At 68.9% G+C, this 19,160-nt stretch carries 17 protein-coding genes; 9 read left to right on the top strand and 8 right to left on the bottom strand.

What is annotated here, in order from left to right:
• Positions 1-73 precede the first annotated feature (73 nt).
• Both purF and purM read left to right on the top strand, forming a co-directional pair.
• On the top strand, positions 74-1,798 hold the full coding sequence (gene purF / locus AC1DNC_RS07995) for an amidophosphoribosyltransferase (protein WP_476862032.1): 1,725 nt from the start codon (positions 74-76) through the stop codon (positions 1,796-1,798).
• Entirely contained in the window at positions 1,795-2,964 is a 1,170-nt protein-coding gene (gene purM / locus AC1DNC_RS07990) for a phosphoribosylformylglycinamidine cyclo-ligase (protein ID WP_476862031.1), read from the top strand. The genes purF and purM overlap by 4 nt, the downstream gene beginning before the upstream one ends.
• A gap of 87 nt (positions 2,965-3,051) precedes the next feature.
• Here purM and AC1DNC_RS07985 read toward each other — a convergent pair whose 3' ends face one another.
• Together AC1DNC_RS07985 and AC1DNC_RS07980 are read right to left on the bottom strand one after the other, a co-directional pair.
• Entirely contained in the window at positions 3,052-3,831 is a 780-nt protein-coding gene (locus AC1DNC_RS07985; RefSeq protein ID WP_476862030.1) for a VOC family protein, read from the bottom strand.
• Positions 3,832-4,119: 288 nt separating this feature from the next.
• Positions 4,120-4,353 carry a DUF3073 domain-containing protein gene (locus tag AC1DNC_RS07980; RefSeq protein WP_346959438.1) on the bottom strand — a complete coding sequence of 78 codons (234 nt, stop codon included), beginning with the start codon at positions 4,351-4,353 and terminating at the stop codon, positions 4,120-4,122.
• Between the two features lie 247 nt (positions 4,354-4,600).
• Between AC1DNC_RS07980 and AC1DNC_RS07975 the strand changes: the two genes are divergently transcribed.
• On the top strand, positions 4,601-5,569 hold the full coding sequence (locus tag AC1DNC_RS07975; RefSeq protein ID WP_476862029.1) for a hypothetical protein: 969 nt from the start codon (positions 4,601-4,603) through the stop codon (positions 5,567-5,569).
• Between the two features lie 146 nt (positions 5,570-5,715).
• On the opposite strand, the gene clpB is transcribed toward AC1DNC_RS07975, so the two are convergent.
• Positions 5,716-8,373, bottom strand: a complete 2,658-nt coding sequence (gene clpB / locus AC1DNC_RS07970; protein WP_476862028.1) for an ATP-dependent chaperone ClpB — start codon at positions 8,371-8,373, stop codon at positions 5,716-5,718.
• Positions 8,374-8,820: 447 nt separating this feature from the next.
• Here clpB and AC1DNC_RS07965 point away from each other — a divergent pair, with 447 nt between their 5' ends.
• The 6 genes from AC1DNC_RS07965 to AC1DNC_RS07940 all read left to right on the top strand — a co-directional run bounded on the left by AC1DNC_RS07965 (position 8,821) and on the right by AC1DNC_RS07940 (position 14,795).
• Positions 8,821-9,879, top strand: coding sequence for a LacI family DNA-binding transcriptional regulator (locus AC1DNC_RS07965; protein WP_476862027.1), 1,059 nt, complete (start codon positions 8,821-8,823; stop codon positions 9,877-9,879).
• 119 nt (positions 9,880-9,998) lie between these two features.
• On the top strand, positions 9,999-11,318 hold the full coding sequence (locus tag AC1DNC_RS07960; protein WP_476862026.1) for an MFS transporter: 1,320 nt from the start codon (positions 9,999-10,001) through the stop codon (positions 11,316-11,318).
• Between the two features lie 93 nt (positions 11,319-11,411).
• Complete coding sequence (locus AC1DNC_RS07955) at positions 11,412-12,176, top strand: SDR family oxidoreductase (RefSeq protein WP_476862025.1); 765 nt, start codon at positions 11,412-11,414, stop codon at positions 12,174-12,176.
• A 19-nt stretch (positions 12,177-12,195) separates the two neighbouring features.
• Positions 12,196-13,128 carry a 3,5-dioxohexanoate:acetyl-CoA acetone transferase gene (gene kce / locus AC1DNC_RS07950; protein WP_476862024.1) on the top strand — a complete coding sequence of 311 codons (933 nt, stop codon included), beginning with the start codon at positions 12,196-12,198 and terminating at the stop codon, positions 13,126-13,128.
• A gap of 4 nt (positions 13,129-13,132) precedes the next feature.
• Positions 13,133-14,122, top strand: coding sequence for a glycerate kinase (locus AC1DNC_RS07945; RefSeq protein WP_476862023.1), 990 nt, complete (start codon positions 13,133-13,135; stop codon positions 14,120-14,122).
• 169 nt (positions 14,123-14,291) lie between these two features.
• Complete coding sequence (locus tag AC1DNC_RS07940; protein ID WP_476862022.1) at positions 14,292-14,795, top strand: carboxymuconolactone decarboxylase family protein; 504 nt, start codon at positions 14,292-14,294, stop codon at positions 14,793-14,795.
• A 22-nt stretch (positions 14,796-14,817) separates the two neighbouring features.
• Here AC1DNC_RS07940 and AC1DNC_RS07935 read toward each other — a convergent pair whose 3' ends face one another.
• From AC1DNC_RS07935 to AC1DNC_RS07915, 5 genes are all read right to left on the bottom strand, one after another.
• Entirely contained in the window at positions 14,818-15,894 is a 1,077-nt protein-coding gene (locus AC1DNC_RS07935; RefSeq protein WP_476862021.1) for an SDR family oxidoreductase, read from the bottom strand.
• Between the two features lie 96 nt (positions 15,895-15,990).
• Complete coding sequence (locus AC1DNC_RS07930; protein ID WP_476862020.1) at positions 15,991-17,040, bottom strand: sulfate/molybdate ABC transporter ATP-binding protein; 1,050 nt, start codon at positions 17,038-17,040, stop codon at positions 15,991-15,993.
• On the bottom strand, positions 17,037-17,882 hold the full coding sequence (locus AC1DNC_RS07925) for an ABC transporter permease (protein WP_476862019.1): 846 nt from the start codon (positions 17,880-17,882) through the stop codon (positions 17,037-17,039). Before AC1DNC_RS07925 ends, AC1DNC_RS07930 begins: the two co-directional genes overlap by 4 nt.
• Entirely contained in the window at positions 17,879-18,643 is a 765-nt protein-coding gene (gene modA, locus AC1DNC_RS07920; protein WP_476862018.1) for a molybdate ABC transporter substrate-binding protein, read from the bottom strand. The genes AC1DNC_RS07925 and modA overlap by 4 nt, the downstream gene beginning before the upstream one ends.
• On the bottom strand, positions 18,640-19,050 hold the full coding sequence (locus tag AC1DNC_RS07915; RefSeq protein WP_476862017.1) for a TOBE domain-containing protein: 411 nt from the start codon (positions 19,048-19,050) through the stop codon (positions 18,640-18,642). The genes modA and AC1DNC_RS07915 overlap by 4 nt, the downstream gene beginning before the upstream one ends.
• Positions 19,051-19,160: the final 110 nt, after the last annotated feature.

Here is a 19,160-nt window from a genome sequence, read left to right as displayed (position 1 = left end):
GGCGGACACCGAACGTCAGGTCATAAACCGGCCCCCGGAAAAGTCCTAGCGCACAACGTGAGATAATCGACCAGTGGCACGCGGCGATGGAAAACTTTCTCATGACCTTCTCTCTGGCGAAAAAGGCCCGCAGGACGCATGTGGCGTCTTCGGGGTCTGGGCTCCCGGCGAAGAGGTAGCAAAACTCACCTACTACGGGCTGTACGCGCTGCAGCACCGCGGTCAGGAGTCGGCTGGTATTGCCACCAGCGACGGCAAGCGGATCAACGTCTACAAGGACATGGGCCTCGTCTCCCAGGTCTTCGACGAAACCACGCTGAACACCCTGACCGGGCACCTGGCTGTCGGCCACTGCCGCTACTCCACCACCGGCGCCAGCCACTGGGCCAACGCCCAGCCCACCCTCGGCGCAACGGCCACCGGCACGGTCGCCCTGGCGCACAACGGAAACCTGACCAACACCGCCGAGCTCAAGGCCATGATCGTGGACCGCAACGGCGGCCAGCTCACCGGCGAAATGAAGCAGGGCAACACCTCGGACACCGCCCTGGTCACGGCCCTGCTCGAGGGCGAGGAGGGCAAGTCCCTCGAAGAGACCGCCATTGAGCTGCTGCCCAAGATCAGGGGCGGCTTCTGCTTTGTCTTCATGGACGAAGGCACCCTTTACGCGGCCCGCGACACCTACGGCATCCGTCCGCTGGTCCTCGGCCGCCTGGAGCGCGGCTGGGTGGTGGCGTCCGAACAGTCGGCCCTCGCCACCGTCGGCGCGAGCTTCATCCGCGAGATCGAACCCGGCGAATTCATCGCCATCGACGAGCAGGGCGTCCGTTCCCAGCGCTTCGCCGAGCCGACGCCGGCCGGCTGCGTCTTCGAGTACGTCTACCTTGCCCGTCCGGACGCCGCCATTGCCGGCCGCTCCGTGTACGAATCCCGCGTGGAGATGGGCCGCCAGCTGGCCCGCGAAAACACCCAGGAAGCGGACATCGTCATCCCGGTGCCGGAATCCGGCACCCCCGCCGCCGTCGGTTACGCCGAGGAATCCGGCATCCCGTTCGCGCACGGCTTCGTCAAGAACGCCTACGTGGGCCGCACCTTCATCCAGCCCTCGCAGACCCTGCGCCAGCTCGGCATCCGGCTCAAACTCAACGCGCTTGAGTCCGTGATCCGCGGCAAGCGCGTGGTGGTGGTCGACGACTCGATCGTCCGCGGCAACACCCAGCGCGCCATCGTGCGGATGCTCCGCGAAGCCGGTGCCGCCGCCGTGCACGTGAAAATTTCCTCCCCCCCGGTGAAGTGGCCCTGCTTCTACGGCATCGACTTCGCCTCCCGCGCCGAGCTGATCGCCAACGGCGCCACCATCGAGGAAATCTCGCAGGCCATCGGCGCGGACTCGCTCGCCTACATCTCCGAGGACGGCATGATCGGCGCCACCCGGCAGCCGCGCGAACGCCTGTGCACGGCCTGCTTCACCGGGCAGTACCCAATCGAGCTGCCCGGGGCCGACAAGCTCGGCAAAAACCTGCTGGAGCGCACGGACTTGGGTGGCCTGCCCACGACGGCGGCCCCCGCAGCGTCCGGGTCTTCTGCCACCGCGAGCCCGGCCACCGGGACGCCCGCGGGCGACGCCGCTGCAAACGCCGTGTCCGACGCCGCCGTCCCGGCCGACGAGGATCCCGCCGAGAAAGCCGGCGCCACGGGTTGCGATCCGGGACCCGACGCCGAATTCGAAGAACTGCTCACCGACGCCGACCGCGTACCCGCCGACAAGCTTGATGCCGACAAGAAAGAGCCAGTATGACTTCCGCCTCCACGGCCGCTGACATGAACGACGCCCAGAACACCGGGATCACCTACGCCTCTGCCGGCGTCGACGTCGAAGCGGGCGACCGCGCCGTCGAACTCATGAAGGACGCCGTCAAGGCGACCCACAACGCCTCGGTGATCGGCGGCGTCGGCGGGTTCGCCGGCCTGTACGACGTCTCCAGGCTGCTGACCTACAAGCGTCCGCTGCTGGCGACGTCCACCGACGGCGTGGGCACCAAGGTGGCCATCGCCCAGGCCATGGACATCCACGACACCATTGGGTTCGACCTGGTGGGCATGGTGGTGGACGACATCGTCGTGGTGGGCGCCGAGCCGCTCTACATGACCGACTACATCGCCTGCGGCAAGGTGGTCCCGGAGCGCATCGCGGACATCGTGCGCGGCATCGCGGCGGCCTGCTCGGTCGCCGGCACCGCCCTGGTGGGCGGCGAAACCGCCGAGCACCCGGGCCTGCTGGGCGAGCACGAGTACGACGTGGCCGGTGCCGCCACCGGCGTGGTCGAAGCCGACGCGCTGCTGGGCCCGGACCGCGTCCGCGCCGGCGACGTGGTGATCGGCATGGCATCCTCCGGCCTGCACTCCAACGGCTACTCCCTGGTCCGCCGCGTGGTCAACCACGCCGGCTGGGCCCTGGACCGGCACGTTTCCGAATTTGAGCGCACCCTGGGCGAGGAACTCCTCGAACCCACCCGCGTGTACGCCGCGGACTGCCTGGACCTCGCCCGCACCTTCCCGGTGGACGGCTCCGCCGCCGGCCGGGCCGTGCACGGCTTCAGCCACGTCACCGGCGGCGGGCTGGCCGCGAACCTTGCCCGCGTCCTGCCGCAGGGCCTGCTGGCCACCGTGGACCGCGCCACCTGGGAACTGCCCGCCATCTTCAAGCTGGTGTCCCAGCTGGGCAACGTTCCGCTGGCCGACCTCGAGCGCACCCTCAACGTGGGCGTGGGCATGGTGACGATCGTCTCCCCCGAAGCCGCCGACGCCGCCGTGAACCACCTCAACGCCCGCGGCCTGCCCTCGTGGATCATGGGCACCGTCGGGGAAGACTCCGATTCAGCCGTGCGGACCGGCCCGGACTACGTCCAGGGCGCCAAGGGCGTCGACGGCGGCGCCGTCCGGATGGTCAACGCCTACGCCTAAGGCTTACGCGCCGCACACCCGAATCGAGTGCTCCGTATCTGCCGTTTAGACCCCTCTAAACGGCAGATACGGAGCACTCGATCTGCTTTAAATCTCCAGCACGCTGAAAAAGCCGCCCTGCGGATCGCCCAGGGTCGCGATGGTGCCGGCTTCCTCGACGTCCTCCGGCTCGACCACGACCGTGCCGCCCGCGGCCACGGCTGCTGCGACCGCATCCGCGACGCTTGCCACGCCGAAGTACACCTGCCACCCGGGCTTGAGCGCGTTCCCTGACGCGGGAACAGTGGCGATCCCCGCCACCTCGGCGCCGCCCACCATCAGCGTCGTGTAGGTGCCGCCGTCGTCCTGCGGGTACTCCGTCACCTCGTGGCCGAACAGCTGCTGGAAGAATCCGACGGCGGCCTGCGGCTCGGGCGTCAGCAACTCCGCCCAGGCCAGGGCGCCGGGTTCCTCAACCCGTCCCGCGCCGAGGTGGCTTCCAGCCTGCCAGGCGCCCGTGGTGCCGCCGCCGGGCGGGGCGAAGAAGACCATCACGCCCGTCCCACCCACCTTTTCGGGGCCGAACTCCAGCGCTCCGCCGGCATGCGGGATCTCGGCGGCGAGGTCGGCGGCGTCGTCGACGGAAAGGTAGACGTTCCACTGCCCCGGGGCCGCCGACAGCTGCTGCTGCGGGTTCTGCGGCGCGATGACGGTCACCAGTTCCTGGTCAAGGAACGCCTGGGAATAGCTGCGGCCATCCGGGGTGGGCAGGTCCTCATACCGCCAGCCGAAAATGGTTGCGTAGAACTCCTTCGCCGCGGCCACATCGGAGGTCTGGAGGTCCGCCCAGCAGACCTCACCGTGGGCAAACCCGGAACGAATGGCCATGGAAGTCCTTCCCGAAGAACGCCGGGCAGTCCGGCAAGTCCAAGTTAGCCCGCGGCGGGTGGCGCGGCAACCGACTCCGTGCCGCCACTTCGACGGTTCCGTGCCCACTCGATGTTCCGATACGTCGAGTGGGCACGGAACCGTCTAAACGGCGCTGGGCGGGGGCGTCGCGCCCGGGCGCGGGGACGCGAAAAACCCGCCGGGCACGCCCCAGAGAAGGCATGCCCGACGGGCTTAAAAACTTGGTGGGTGCCTTGCCCTGGCAAGGGAACCCTGGAGAAGTGTCGACTAACCTATCCGACGAGAATCTACCTCGTCGTCGTCCTCTTCCACATCGTCCGCGTACTTATCCACGTAGGCCGAATAGTCCGGCTCAACCGGCTCACTCGAAAAACGACTCGGTGCGCGACCTTCGGAGCTCTTGAGCTCACGCTGAAGCGCAGTGTAGTCAGTGTTCGGGGAATAGTACTTAATATCCCGAGCCTGCTTGGTAGCTTTTGCCTTTTGACGGCCGCGCCCCATGGCGTGACCCCCTTTTGTACTCGGACCGGAGGTGGTCACCATTGGCGTTAGTGAGGCCCCGGAATGTTTGGTCAATTTGTCGTACACCTAGATTACATGCTTTCGGCTGTCACTGCTTGCCGCCCGGGCGCCTGCGCATGCGGCCCGGCGCGCATCTTCGATAGAGTCTCTTGATGGGCTCCCGGAAACGCGGCCCGCGCCGGACGTCCAGCCCCGGCAAGTACGCACGGAAGAGGTGAATTCCCGAGTGACCGAAAAGCCTGTGAGCGGCGAGAACGCCAGGCGCGGCGATGCCGGAATGCCTGAAGTTCCCCCGGCGGACGACGCCGGCGAGCGGCCGGCCCCGCCGGTTCGGATCCCCTCCTCCATATATATTCCACCGCGGCCGACGGCGCCGCCGACTTCCGCGGTGCCGCTCGTGGCCCGCAACGACGCCGCAGCGCGTCCCGCAGCAGCCGGCCCCGAAACCCCGCCAGAGCCGGCGGCGCCGTCGGAGGCTCGCGGCGATAAGGCGGCAACCCGAACCAGCAACCGCAGGACCGCCTCCGGCGCCTCCCAGCTCGGCAAGCTGCTCTCAGCCCAGGCGGCGCAGCTCAAGTCCTCGGACCTGGGACCGCGCGCCCGGCAATTCGGCGGGAAGCTGGGCACCGGAGGCCGACGGTTCGGCCATGCCGTGTGGGCCACCGCCAACCGGTGGGGCCTGGCAAAGGTCGGCGCCGCGCTGGCCGCCGTCGTCGTGCTGGGGCTGGTGATCTGGTGGCTGACCTCACTGGGCACGGCGAAGCAGCCGGAGGCCGGCACCTCCCCCGCCCCCGCGGCCGAAGCCTCCTCCGCGGCCCCCGCCAGCCGTGGCCCGCTGCCCCTGGAGGGCGTCAATCCGCTGGACTTCCGGCTCGGGGACTGCTTCAAGGACTTCGACGCGAACGCACCAACCTCCACCGTGGTGGCCTGCGATACCGGGCACTCGGCGCAGCTGGTCGCGGTGGACAGGTACGCCGCCTCGGACGCCTACCCGGGCCGCGAGCCGCTGAAGCAGAAGGCACTGGACACCTGCAAGGCAGCGCCGCTGACGGACAAGTCTCGCGACTACCAGTTCAGCTACAAACTGGCCTACCCCAGCTCCTCCAGCTGGGGCACGGGAGACCGCAGGGTTGACTGCTACTTCGTGGCCGACGGCGGGAACGTCATCAAGGAATCCCTGATCCCCCGGCTCTAGGTTTGGACCGACCCGCGCTAGCGCGGACCCCCGGCCCGCGTCGGGGGCACGCAAAAAGGGTCGGGGGCACGCAAAAGGGCTGCCGCCGTCGTTGAACGGCTGGCAGCCCTTCGCGTTTGCCACCGGCGGCCGGGGGGACCCCGCGCCTACTCCTTGCGGCGGACCGAGAGCCCGCTTCCGGTGGAGGCGCCGCCGGCGGGGCGGTCGGACACGTCCGGACCGCCCATCGTCAGCTCCATCAGGTCCGGCGCGGTGTCCACGACCACGGTGTCGCCGTCGGAGATCTCGCCGGCCAGGATGGCCTTGGCCAGGCGGTCGCCGATCTCGCGCTGCACCAGGCGGCGCAGCGGCCGGGCGCCGTATGCCGGGTCGAAGCCGGTGACGGCCAGCCACGCCCGGGCGCCCTCGGACACCTCGAGGGTCAGGCGGCGGCCCTTGAGTCGTTCGCCGAGCTCCTTGACCTGCAGTTCCACGATCTCGGCGAGTTCCTCGACGGTGAGCGGGTCGAAGAGGACCACCTCGTCGAGCCGGTTCAGGAACTCCGGCTTGAAGGAGGCGTGCACCGTCGCCATTACCGCGTCCCGCTTGGCTGCGGCATCCAGCCCCGGGTCCACGAGGAACTGGCTGCCGAGGTTGGACGTCAGCACCAGGATCACGTTGCGGAAGTCCACGGTGCGGCCCTGGCCATCGGTGAGGCGGCCGTCGTCGAGCACCTGCAGGAGGATGTCGAAGACCTCCGGGTGGGCCTTCTCCACCTCGTCCAGCAACAGCACGGAGTAGGGGCGACGGCGGACGGCTTCGGTCAGCTGGCCGCCTTCCTCGTAGCCCACGTAGCCGGGAGGTGCCCCGACCAGCCGCGCCACGGAGTGCTTCTCCGAGTACTCGGACATGTCGATCCGCACCATGGCCCGCTCGTCGTCGAACAGGAAGTCCGCGAGCGATTTGGCCAGCTCCGTCTTACCGACGCCAGTGGGACCCAGGAAGAGGAAGGACCCGGTGGGCCGGTTCGGGTCGCTGATGCCGGCACGGGCGCGGCGCACGGCGTCGGACACCGCGGTGACGGCCTTGGCCTGGCCGATCAGCCGCTCCCCCAGGACGTGCTCCATCTCCAGCAGTTTCTGGCTTTCGCCCTGCAGCATGCGGCCGGCCGGGATGCCGGTCCACGCCGAGATCACCTCGGCGATATCGTCCGCGGTGACCTCGTCGGCCACCATCTGCCCGGACTTGTCCGTCACGGAAGCTTCGGCTTCGGCCGCGGCCTTGAGCTCGCGCTCCAGGGCCGGGATCTCCCCATAGAGGATGCGGGATGCCGTCTCGAAGTCGCCCTCGCGCTCGGCCTTTTCCTCTGCGGACCGCAGCTCGTCCAGCTTGGCGCGCAGGTCACCCGCACGGTTCAGGCCGGCCTTCTCGGCCTCCCAACGGGCATTCAGGGCCGCGAGCTCCTCCTTCTTGTCCGCCATGTCCGCACGGAGGGTGGCGAGGCGCTCCACCGACGCCGGATCCGTCTCGCCGGCCAGGGCCAGTTCCTCCATGGTCAGCCGGTCCACCTGGCGACGCAGCTGGTCAATCTCCTCCGGGGCGGAATCGATTTCCATCCGCAGCCGGGACGCGGCCTCGTCCACCAGGTCGATCGCCTTGTCCGGCAGCTGCCGGCCGGAGATATACCGGTTGGACAGGGTGGCGGCGGCCACGAGGGCAGAGTCGGAGATGGAGACCTTGTGGTGCGCCTCGTAACGTTCCTTGAGTCCGCGCAGGATGCCGATCGTGTCATCCACGCTCGGTTCGCCGACGAAGACCTGCTGGAAGCGGCGCTCCAGGGCAGGGTCCTTTTCGATGTTCTCGCGGTATTCGTCCAGCGTGGTGGCGCCGATCAGCCGGAGCTCGCCGCGGGCCAGCATCGGCTTGAGCATGTTGCCGGCATCCATCGAGCTGTCCCCGGACGCGCCCGCCCCCACCACGGTGTGGAGCTCGTCAATGAAGGTGACGATCTGGCCCTCGGAGCTCTTGATCTCCTCCAGCACCGCCTTGAGCCGCTCCTCGAATTCACCGCGGTACTTGGCTCCGGCCACCATAGAGGCCAGGTCCAGGGCAATCAGGGTCTTGCCGCGCAGGCTCTCCGGCACGTCGCCGGCCACGATCCGCTGGGCGAGGCCTTCGACGACGGCGGTCTTGCCGACGCCGGGCTCGCCGATGATCACCGGGTTGTTCTTGGTCCGGCGGCTGAGCACTTGGATGATGCGGCGGATCTCGGCGTCGCGCCCGATGACGGGATCCAGCTTGCCGGACCGCGCGATCGCGGTCAGGTCGGTGCCGAACTTCTCCAAGGCCTGGAAGGTGTTTTCCGGGTCGGCGTTGTCCACCTTGCGGTCGCCGCGGACGCCGGGGAGCGCCGCGAGCAGCGCTTCGTGCGAGGCGCCGGCGTCGCGCAGCAGCCGGCCGACGTCGTCGCTGCCGGACGCGAGGCCCAGCAGCAGGTGCTCGGTGGAGACGAAGGTGTCGCCAAGGCGTTCGGCCTCGTTCTGCGCGTTCTTGATGGCCTGCATCGCGGCGCGGGAAAGCTGGGCCTGCTGCACCGAGCTGCCCGAGGTCGACGGGAGCGCCTTGATGGCGGTGCTCGCCTGGACGCTGACAGCATCCGGATCGGTCCCGGTGGCGCGCAGGAGCGCCACGGCCACCCCTTCGCGCTGGTCCATCAGCGCCTTGAGCAGGTGGGCCGGTTCCAGCTGGGGGTTGCCGGCCGTCGAGGCGTTCATGGCTGCTGCCGAAAGAGCCTCCTGGCTCTTGGTGGTGAATTTCGCGTCCAAAGAGAGCTCCTTCCGGGGATAAGACTGTCGTCAAAGTTGAGTCTAACCCGCTCAACTTTGGATTCGGCCCCTTTGGCTCCATGTTTGCCCACGGCGAAACTGCTGTCTAGAGCCGGAGTCCCCCGGAGGCCGCGGGGCGCCCGGTCCGACGGACATGCCCAGCGCTCAGGCAGTCCGGTGGGCATGTACCGCGGCCGCCTTCCGCCCTTCCGGACATGCCCATCCTGGGCGCCGACCAGTGGACATAATCCGAATATGTCCACCGCTCGAAGCCCGGACCGGGCATGTCCCCTCGATCAGGCGGCGAAAGAGTGGGCATGCCCCCTCGGCGGAGCGGCAAAAACCGGCCCACCAGAGGCCAGACCACTTAACGTTGCTTAACGTTGTGCGGGCTAATTACTGTAACTGAGGTCACAAGGACAGAAACCGACGCGAGGGAGGGTCAGGATGCAGGAGCAAGCCAGCACTGTCACCGCCGACGGCCCGGTTGCGCCGGTATCGGCGGCCGCTGTTGCCCGCGCCGCGGGGGTTTCCTCCGCCGCAGTGTCCTACGTCCTCAACGGCAAGGCCGGCGTCTCTCCGGAGACGCGGCGCCACATCATCCACGTGGCGAACGAGCTGGGCTTCAGGCCCCGTAAGTCCTCCCAGTCCACCGATCTGCAGCGGACCCGGGTGGTCGGGCTGGTCCTGCCGAACATCATCAACCCGATGTTCCCCCGCTGGGCCCAGGGCATCATTTCCGCGGCGGCCGACGCCGGCTACGAGGTCTTCGTCGCCACCACCCAGGACGACCCCGAAGTCCTGGCCCAGGTCACCGCCACGCTCGCGAACCGGGCGGTGGACGGCGTCATCCTCGCCGCCTCGCTCCGGGACGACGCGCGGGCCCTCCGCACCCTGCGGGCCGCCCGGATTCCTTACGTCTGCCTGTCCCGCCGGGCGGATTTCCTGGACTCCGACTTCGTGGGGATCGACGACGACGCCGCGGCCACGCTGCTCATGCAGCACATGCTCGGTCACGGCTACACCGAGATCGCCACCGTGATCGGCCCCCGTTTTTCCACCGCCTCGCTGGCCCGGGAACAGGCGTTCGTGCGGACGGCGGCAGCCGCCGGGGTCGTCATCAGCGGGGATCGCAAGATCAGCACCCGGGTCAACAACGAAGGCGGCCGGCTGGCCGCGGAACGCCTCTTCGCCTCCGGGACCCCGCCACAGGCGGTGGTCTGCGGCAGCGACGAGCTCGCCATCGGCGTCATGGAGTACGCGCTGGCACGCGGCCTGCGGATCCCGGACGACGTGGCTGTGGCCGGCTGCGACGGCCTTCCGCACAGCCGCTCCGGCCTGATCAACCTCACCAGCATTGTCCAGCCGCAGCAGGAAATGGCCCACGAAGCCTTCGCCATGCTGCTCAACCGCATCGAAGCCCCGTCCCGGAGCTACACCTCCCTGGTGTGCCGGCACCGCCTCCACATCGGCCGCACCTGCGGTTGCACCCCCGCCACCTCCTGACACCGCAACACCGCAACACCGACTGAAATTCACCCCGTGGCAGCTCCGACTGCCGACGGAATACTGCCCGCTGTCCATCCTGATCATCAATCCTGACCCCAATTCAAGGACGAAGACCTATGTCAGTTGTATCCGCACCAACGAAGATGCGCACACCGCAGGAGATTAACGGCGTGATCCTGCGCCGCGTCATGCCGCTGCTGATCGGCGCCTACATCATGGCGTTCCTGGACCGAACCAACATCGGCATGGCCAAGGACCGCCTGGAGATCGACCTCGGCATCTCCGCCACCGCCTACGGCATCGGCGCCGGCCTGTTCTTCCTGACCTACGCCCTCTCCGAGATCCCCTCGAACCTGATCATGCACAAGGTGGGAGCACGCTTCTGGATCATGCGGATCATGATCACCTGGGGCATCATTTCCGCCGGCATGGCCTTCGTCCAGGGCGAGTGGTCCTTCTACATCATGCGGATGCTGCTCGGCGTCGCCGAGGCCGGACTCTTCCCCGGCGTCATGTACTTCCTGACCCAGTGGTTCGTGGTCAAGGACCGCGCCAAGGCCAACGGCATGTTCCTCCTCGGCGTCTCGATCGCCAACATCGTCGGCGCCCCGCTGGGCGGCCTGCTGCTGACCCTGGACGGCCTCGGCGGCCTGCACGGCTGGCAGTGGATGTTCCTCGTCGAGGGCCTGCCCGCCTGCGTCCTCGCCTACGTCGTCTGGAAGAAGCTCCCGGACCGTCCCAGCCAGGCCAAGTTCCTCAGCCCCGAGGAGGCCGCGGACCTCGAAGCACGGATCGCCGCCGAAGAGACGGCCGGCGCCGAAGCCTCCGGCAACCACCGCCTGCGCGACGCGCTCAAGGACAAGCAGATCCTGCTGGTGGTGGGCGTCTACTTCACCCACCAGATCGCCGTCTACGCCCTGTCCTACTTCCTGCCGTCCATCATCGGAACCTACGGCAAGCTCAACCCGCTGCAGATCGGCCTGCTGACTGCCATCCCGTGGATCTTCTCCGCAGCAGGAGCCCTGCTGGTGCCGCGCTTCGCCACCGACGGAAGGCGCTCCCGCCTCCTGGTCACCGGCACCATGATCGGCATCATCGCCGGCTTCGCGCTCGGCGCCGTCGGCGGCCCGCTGCTCGGCATGATCGGGTTCTGCCTCGCAGCGTTCAACTTCTTCGCCCTGCAGCCGATCCTCTTCACCTACCCGGCCACCCGCCTCAGCGGCGCAGCCCTCGCCGGCGGCATCGCCTTCGTCAACACCATCGGCCTGCTCGGCGGATTCCTCGGCCCGTACGTCATGGGCTTCATGCAGGATGCCACCGGCTCCAAGCTCTCGGGCCTGTGGTTCATTGTGGGCATGTGCGTCATCGGCGCCCTCCTGTCCCTGATGCTCAAGCGCGGCACCGAAAAGCCTGAGGGCATCCCCGCCGCCCACTAAGGGCGGCGCCACCACACGCTCCACCACTGACGCTCCGCCGGCGCCACAACGCACCGGCGGAGCGTCCCCGAACCACCATCGCAAGGAAAACCCATGGATTTCACCGCAAAGCGCGTCCTGGTCACCGCCGGCGCCAACGGCATCGGCCTGGCCATCGCCAAGAAGTTCCAGGAACTCGGCGCCGCCGTCTTCGTCACCGACATCGACCCCGACGCCGTCGAGAAGGCCCGCGTCAACGGCCTCGCCGCCGCTGTCAGCGACGTCTCCGACGAAGGTCAGGTCCGCGAACTCATGGCCACGGTAGCCGCGGAGCTGGGGGGCCTGGACGTGCTGGTCAACAACGCCGGCATCGCCGGGCCCACCGGGCCACTCGAGACTCTCGATGCCGGCGCCTGGAAGGCCACCTTCGACGTCAACATCCACGGCCAGTTCTATTGCATCAAGCACGCGCTGCCCCTGCTTCGGAAGGGCGACGGTGCCTCGATCGTGAACCTCTCCTCGGCGGCCGGAAGGCTGGGCATGGCCGGCCGAAGCGCCTATTCGGCGTCCAAGTGGGCCGTCGTCGGACTGACAAAGACGCTCGCGATCGAACTGGGCCCGGACCGGATCCGGGTCAACGCGATCTGCCCCGGCGCTGTCAACGGCCCGCGGATCGACGCCGTGATCGCCGCCAAGGCGCAGATGCTGGACCTCCCGGCGGAGCAGGTCTCCGAGCTCTACCACAACCAGTCATCCCTGGGCCGGCTGATCGAGGCCGAGGACATCGCGAACATGGCCGCTTTCGCCGCGAGCGACCTGGCCCGCAACGTCAACGGCCAGGCCCTCGCCGTCGACGGCAACACCGAAAAGCTTTACTGACCCCCGAAGGAGCGACCCCATGGCTGCTGCACGCAAAGTCATCATCACCAGCGCCGTCACCGGCGCCATCCACACCCCGTCCATGTCACCGCACCTGCCGGTGTCCCCGGATGAGATTGCCGACGCCGCGATCGGCGCCGCCGAGGCGGGAGCCGCGATTGTGCACATGCACGCCCGCGACCCGAAGGACGGCCGTCCCTCGCAGGATCCGGAGCACTTCGCCCCGATCCTGGACAAGCTCAAGCGCAACACCGACGCCGTCATCAACCTCACCACCGGCGGCTCCCCCCACATGACCGTGGAGGAGCGCATGCAGCCGGCCGCGCTGTTCAAACCCGAGCTGGCCTCGCTGAACATGGGGTCGATGAACTTCGGCCTCTACCCGATGCTGGAGCGCTTCACCGAGTTCGGCCACGAGTGGGAGCGCGAAGGCCTCGAGAAGAGCCGCGACCTGGTCTTCAAGAACACCTTCCAGGACATCGAAACCATCCTCGGCATCGGCAACGAGAACGGCACCCGGTTCGAATTCGAGTGCTACGACATCTCACACCTGAACAACCTGGCCCACTTCCACGCCCGCGGCCTGGCCCGCGGGCCGCTGTTCGTCCAATCCGTATTTGGCCTGCTCGGCGGGATCGGTGCCCACCCGGAGGACCTCATGCACATGCGCCGCACCGCGGACCGCCTGCTGGGCGAGGACTACCAGTGGTCCATCCTGGGCGCTGGCAAGAACCAGATGCCCCTCGCCACGATCGGCGCGGCCATGGGCTCCCACGTCCGGGTGGGCCTGGAGGACTCGCTCTGGATCGGCCCCGGCCAGCTCGCCGCGTCCAACGCCGAACAAGTCACCCGGATCCGCACCATCCTGGAGGCCCTCAACTTCGAGATCGCCACCCCGGACGAGGCCCGCGAAATGCTGCAGCTCAAGGGCCGGGACAAGGTGGGATTCTAGGCCGGTGGGCATCCTGGTCGCCCCGGACAGCTTCAAGGGGACCTTCGCGGCCGCCGACGTCGCCGCCCACATTGCCGCCGGGATCCGTGCGGCCGGCGCGGCTGCCGTCGAACTGCCCGTGGCCGACGGCGGCGAGGGGACCTTCGATGTGCTGGTCCGGGGGCTCGACGCCCGGCCGGTCCGGGTCCGCACGACGGGCCCCTGGGGCGACGACGTCGAAACGGTCGTCGCGCTGGCCCCGGATGGAACCGCCGTCGTCGAGCTTGCGTTCGCCAGCGGACTGCACCTTCCCACCGCCGGTGACCGTGACCCCGTCCTGGCCAGCACATACGGCACCGGGGTGCTGGTGGCGGAGGCTGTCCGGCTCGGGGCGCGGCGCGTGCTGGTGGCCGCGGGCGGCTCCGCGACAACCGATGGCGGGGCCGGGGCGATCACCGCGATCGAGGAACGCGGCGGACTGGACGGCGCCGAGGTGGTGGTCCTCAGCGACGTGACCACCCGCTTCGCCGATGCGGCCCGGGTTTTCGGGCCGCAGAAGGGCGCAGACTCTGCCACGGTGGAGGCCCTGACCCGGCGGCTCGAAGAGCAGGCGGACGGGTTTGCCCGTGAGCTGGGCCGGGATCCCCGGCCGGTGGCCAGGACCGGGGCGGCCGGCGGCTTCTCCGGTGGAATGTGGGCGCAGTACGGTGCGCGGCTGGTGTCCGGCGCGGACTATGTCCTGGACCTGCTCGGCTTCGATGCCCGCGCCGCCTCCAGCACCGCGGTGGTGGTCGGCGAGGGCCGGCTGGACTCCCAGACCGGCCAGGGCAAGATCATCGCCGCCATCCTGGCCCGCAGCGGCACCACGCCGGTGTACGCCGTCGTCGGCTCCGTCCATGAGGACCTGGGCGACTATGCGGACAACTTTGCTGGCCTGATCGTGGCCAGCGACGCGGACGCCCTGGCCGCGGCTGGATCCGAATTGGCCCGCACCGCCGGACATGCCCGTCCCTGACACGGGCGGACGGGCATGCCCCGCCAAAAGAAGCGATCCGGCGGTCGGCTCCCCCAAGGAACCGACCACCGGATCGAATAGTGGCTACGGGTAAAGCTTGTCATACGTTTGACAAGCTTGTCACATGACGCGCGGGCGAGGCGGCGGCGACCTCTGTAATCTGGGACCCATGGATGAGACCTCGGCACCAGAGCACAGCACCCGCAGCGTTTTCCTGGACAAGGCGCACCCCGCCGCGTGGCGCGCACTGAACGGCCTCGGATTGAAGGCCAAGGAAGCCGCAGACGAGGCGGGGCTGGACCAGACACTGATCGAACTGCTGAACGTCCGCATCTCGCAGATCAACGGCTGCGCCTTCTGCCTGGATCTGCACGTGGGCGACGCGGTCAAGAACGGCGAATCGGCGCAGCGCCTGGCGGTGCTCCCGGCCTGGCGCGACACGAATCTCTTCACGGAGAAGGAACGTGCAGCGCTGACCCTGGCCGAGGCGATCACCAACATCTCCGACGCCGAAGCCCGGGAGCACGAAGGCCGTCTGGCCCGCAAGCACCTCAGCGACGCCGAATTCTCCGCGGTCAGCTGGCTCGCCATCACCATGAACGCCTTCAACCGGGTCTCGATTGTCAGCCAGCACCCGGTCCGGGACAAGGGCAAGGGCACCAAAGCCGAATAGCCAACTCCGACCGACGCCGCGGTCAGGGAATCAGCCGGTCCGCCCGGAGCCGGTCGAAGAGCGCCGTGAACGAGTCCAGGGTCCTGCGGTAGCCGGTGAAGCCCGCGAGGCGGCTCTTGCTCATGTCGGCCAGCACCTCGATGTTTCGGCCCAGGTCGCCGTCGGTGTGCCACCACGAGGAAACCCGCGCGAGGTCCGGTTCGGCGAGCCCGTGCCGGGCGGCCATGTCCGCCCACACCGATTCCATCCCGCGCATCTGCTCTTCCAGCGGACGGGGCTCTTTCTCGAAACCGGCCGCTTCGACGCCGAAGTATGCGGCCAGCCGCGGCCACATCCAGCGCCAGCGGAAGACGTCGCCGTTGACGATGTTGTAGGCCTGGTTGGCTGCCGTTTCCGCCGTCGCTGCCCAGAGCATGTGTTCGGCCAGCAGTCCGCTGTCGGTCATGTCGGTGAGGCTGTTCCACTGCGTCTCGGAGCCCGGGAATATGAATGGCCGGTTCAATTCCTTGCAGATGGACGCCTGAACCGCGAGGGTGAGCCCCATATTCATCGCGTTGCCCACCGCGTGGCCGATGACCGTGTGGGCGCGGTGCACCGACCAGCTAAAGCCTTGGCGTTCGGCCGCCGCCCACAGTTCGTCTTCCTGGGCGTAGTAGAAATTGGGCACCGGCAGCCGCGGTTCCTCCTCGTGGAAGGGCGTGTCCGGCATTTCGCCCGCCGCATAGGCCTCGAACGGGCCAAGGTAGTGCTTCAGCCCGGTCATCAGGGCCACATGCTTCACCGGGCTGTCCTGCAAAGCGTTGAGCAGGTTCCGCAACAGGGCTGCGTTGACCTCGATGTTTTCCCGCTCCGTGTCCTGCCGTGACCAGGCGGTGAAGAACACGTGCGTCGGGCGTTCGCCGTGCAGCGCAGCCGCCAGGCTTTCCGGTGAGCCGAGGTCCGCGCGGATGGGCCGCGCGCCGGGGCGCGCAACGCCGCCGCGGGACAAGGCCAGGACTTCCCACCCCGTCCCGGCAAGGAGGTCGACGAGGGCGGAGCCGGCAATGCCGCTGGCTCCGACCACCAGTGCGGTGCGTCCATGGGCTGAGCTGTCGTGCACGTAAATCCTCCTGGTTGCGGGGCGGGCCTTTATCCACCCTACGGCTGGGGCCGGTGCACGCCCCAACCCGGCCCCGGCCCTATGCCCACCCCGGGCCTACGCCGGGTAGATCGAGACCGCGGCCGCTTTGACGACGAAATAGACGCCCACCCCCGGAGCCAGGCCCAGATCGGCCGACGCGGCGGGGGTGACGTCCGCGGACAGTTCCCCGGCCCGGACCCGGATCTGGTCGCCGTGCGGTTCAAGATCGGTCACCGTGACGGGGAACGAGTTCCGCGGGCTGCCGTGCGCCTCGGAAAGGAAGACGGAGACGGCCGACGGCGGGAACGCCGCCACGCCGCCTTGGCCGGGAACCGGTGGATCCTCGTGTCGGCCGGCGAATTCCTGGCCCGCGGCCGTCCGGAGCCCGGCGGCGGTGACGGTGCCGGCTACGAGGTTGAGGCCCGCCAGCCCCGCGGCGAAGCGGCTTCGGGGGCGTTGGAGCACGTCCCGGGTGGGGCCCGCTTCGGTGATCCGGCCCTGTTCCATCACGATCACGCGGTCTGCGAGCATGTAGGCGTCCAGGACGTCGTGCGTAACGATGATGGCGCGGCGCCCGGCCAGGACCCGTTTCAGCAACCGCCGCAGCAGCGGAGCCGCGTGGACGTCGAGGGCGGCCATCGGCTCGTCCAGCAGCAGCAGTTCGGGGTCCGCGGCCAACGCCCGGGCCACCGCCACGCGCTGGGCCTGCCCCCCGGAGAGCTCGGCAGGGCGCCGGCTGGCAAGGTCTGCCGCGTCGACCTGCGCGAGCCAGTGCCGGGCGGTCTCCCGCGCCCGGGCCCGGGGGGAACCGGCGCTGCGCGGACCAAAGGCAACATTGTCGAGGGCGCTCAGATGCGGGAAGAGCAGCGGCTCCTGTGCCAGCAACGCGGTGCCGCGGCGGTGCGGCGCTGTCCAGGCGTTCAGCCCGGGCCCCAAATCGAAGAGCGTCCGCCCGTCCACTTGCGCCCGTCCGGCGTCCGGGCGGAGAAGGCCCGCGACGATGGAGAGCAGGGTGGATTTCCCGGCCCCGTTGGGCCCAAGCACCGCCACCGTTTCCCCCTCGTCTAGGCTCAGCGAGACGTCAAAGCCGCGGGCGGCGACGGCGGCGTCGAGCGTGAACGTCATGCCCCCGCCTCCCCGTCCGCTGCGTTGCCGGCCACAGAGCTCCTCGACGAGCGCCCGACGGGCGACGGCCCCCGGTAGCTGAGTCCGACGACGATGACCGCCACGGCGACGAGCAACAGCGACAGCGCGACGGCGGCGTCGGCGTCGGTCTCCCGCTGCAGGTAGATCTCCAGCGGCAGCGTGCGGGTGACCCCCTGGAGGCTGCCGGCGAAGGTGAGGGTGGCGCCGAATTCACCGAGGCTGCGGGCAAAGGAGAGCACGGCCCCGGAGGCGAGGCCCGGCAGCACGAGCGGCAGGGTGACGCGGCGCAGCACCGTGGTGGGTCGGGCACCGAGGGTGGCGGCCACGGCCTCGTACCGGCTGCCGGCGGAGCGCAATGCTCCTTCCAGGCTGACCACGAGGAACGGCAAGGCGACGAAGGTCTGCGCGAGCACCACCGCCGTCGTCGAGAACGCGATCTGGATGCCGGCAAGCTCGAGGCTGCGGCCCAGCAGCCCCTGCCGCCCAAAGGTGTAGAGCAGTGCGATGCCGCCCACCACCGGCGGCAGCACCAGAGGCAGCAGCACGAACGAACGCAGCAGCCGCTGGCCCCGGAACTCCGCCCGCGCCAGTGCCAGGGCCAGCGGGACGCCGAGGAATACGCAGAGCACGGTGCTGGCCGCCGCCGTGCGCAGGCTGAGCCCCAGGGCCGTGAGCGAGGCTTCCGAGGTAAGCAGGGGAATGAACCGCGGCCAGTCGACCCTGGCGACCATGGCGACGAGCGGCAGCAGGACAAACAGCGCGCCGACGGCGGCGATGGCCAGCACCCAGCGTGGAATGCCGCTGTAGCCGTGCCGGGTCACGGCTTGCCGAAGCCCGCGTCGTCGAGGATCTTCCGGCCCGACGCGCCGGCAACCGCCGAGAGGAACGACGCTGCCAGGTCCTGGTTCCGGCTGCTCTTCAACGCCGCGATTGGATAGTGATTGACGGCGGCGACCGCCTCGGGGAACGGGACCGCCTTGACCTTGCCCGCGGCGGCGCGGACATCGGTGACATAGACAAGTCCGGCGTCGGCTTCCCCGGAGGTGACCTTGCCCAGCACGTCCGTTACGGAGGATTCCTCGCTGACCGGTTTGAGGGCGACGCCGGTCTTCCCCTCGACGGTTTTCGCGGCCGCGCCGCAGGGAACCTGGACCGCGCACACCACCACTTTGACTCCGGGTTTGGCCAGGTCGGCGAAGGTTCCGATCTTCGCGGGATTGGCCGGAGGCACCGCGATCGCCAGGACGTTGCTGGCAAAGTTCCGGGGTGTGCCCTCCACCAAACCAGCGTCCGCGACTTTAGCCATGTTCTTCACGTCCGCGGAGGCGAAGACGTCCGCGGGTGCGCCCTGGCCGAGCTGGGTGGCGAGGTCGGCCGACCCGGCGAAGCTGAGCACCACCTTGGTGCCGGGGTGGGTGCTCTCAAATTCCTTGGCCAAGGCGGTGAAGGGCGCCTTGAGCGAGGCCGCAGCGAACACCGTCAGTTGCTGGCCTCCCCCGCCGGCCGGCGCGGCACAGGCGGCCGCCCCGGCGGCCAAGACTCCGGCAAGCAGGAGGGCGGCAGCTTTCCGAATCCGGTTCAAATGAGGGCCTTTCCGTGCGGGCTTTCAATGATCACCGTGGTGGCTTTGACGACGGCGGTGGCCACCGAGCCGAGTTCCAGGCCGAGGTCACGGACGGCCTCGCTGCTCATCAGCGACACCACCCGGAACGGTCCGCACTGCAGTTCCACCTGCGCCATCACGGTGTCCGCGGTGATGGCGGTGACCAGCCCGACGAAGCGGTTGCGGGCCGAGCTTCCGGCGCGCGCCGGGTCTTCAGGCAGTTTTGCCTGCTCCCGGGCCATCCGGGCGAGTTCCAGGCCGTCCACGACGAGCCGCCCCGACTCATCCTTGAGCGGCGTGAGGCTTCCGTTCTCGGTCCAGCGGCGGACGGTGTCATCGCTGACGCCGAGGAACCGGGCGGCTTCTGAGACGCGAAAACTAGGCATAGAGACACAGTAGCCCGCATTTGCGAAGATTCAGCACCAAATCCACCTCATTCTCGGGAGTAGCGGCCGTCCCGGTGAGGAGCCGCCGCTGTAGCCCAGCGGCCGCGGCA

It is taken from the genome of Arthrobacter sp. 01N442, assembly GCF_056399345.1.
Note: the sequence above shows the minus strand (reverse complement) of the source record. Positions and strands in the feature narration are given on the sequence as shown.

Excerpts from the sequence above, each read along its gene's own strand:
- AC1DNC_RS07965 (WP_476862027.1), top strand. The coding sequence starts at position 8,821 with ATGCAGGAGCAAGCCAGCACTGTCACCGCCGACGGCCCGGTTGCGCCG.
- purM (WP_476862031.1), top strand. The coding sequence starts at position 1,795 with ATGACTTCCGCCTCCACGGCCGCTGACATGAACGACGCCCAGAACACC.
- AC1DNC_RS07940 (WP_476862022.1), top strand. The coding sequence starts at position 14,292 with ATGGATGAGACCTCGGCACCAGAGCACAGCACCCGCAGCGTTTTCCTG.
- AC1DNC_RS07960 (WP_476862026.1), top strand. The coding sequence starts at position 9,999 with ATGTCAGTTGTATCCGCACCAACGAAGATGCGCACACCGCAGGAGATT.
- AC1DNC_RS07980 (WP_346959438.1), bottom strand. The coding sequence starts at position 4,353 with ATGGGGCGCGGCCGTCAAAAGGCAAAAGCTACCAAGCAGGCTCGGGAT.
- AC1DNC_RS07955 (WP_476862025.1), top strand. The coding sequence starts at position 11,412 with ATGGATTTCACCGCAAAGCGCGTCCTGGTCACCGCCGGCGCCAACGGC.
- AC1DNC_RS07915 (WP_476862017.1), bottom strand. The coding sequence starts at position 19,050 with ATGCCTAGTTTTCGCGTCTCAGAAGCCGCCCGGTTCCTCGGCGTCAGC.
- AC1DNC_RS07985 (WP_476862030.1), bottom strand. The coding sequence starts at position 3,831 with ATGGCCATTCGTTCCGGGTTTGCCCACGGTGAGGTCTGCTGGGCGGAC.
- kce (WP_476862024.1), top strand. The coding sequence starts at position 12,196 with ATGGCTGCTGCACGCAAAGTCATCATCACCAGCGCCGTCACCGGCGCC.
- AC1DNC_RS07930 (WP_476862020.1), bottom strand. The coding sequence starts at position 17,040 with ATGACGTTCACGCTCGACGCCGCCGTCGCCGCCCGCGGCTTTGACGTC.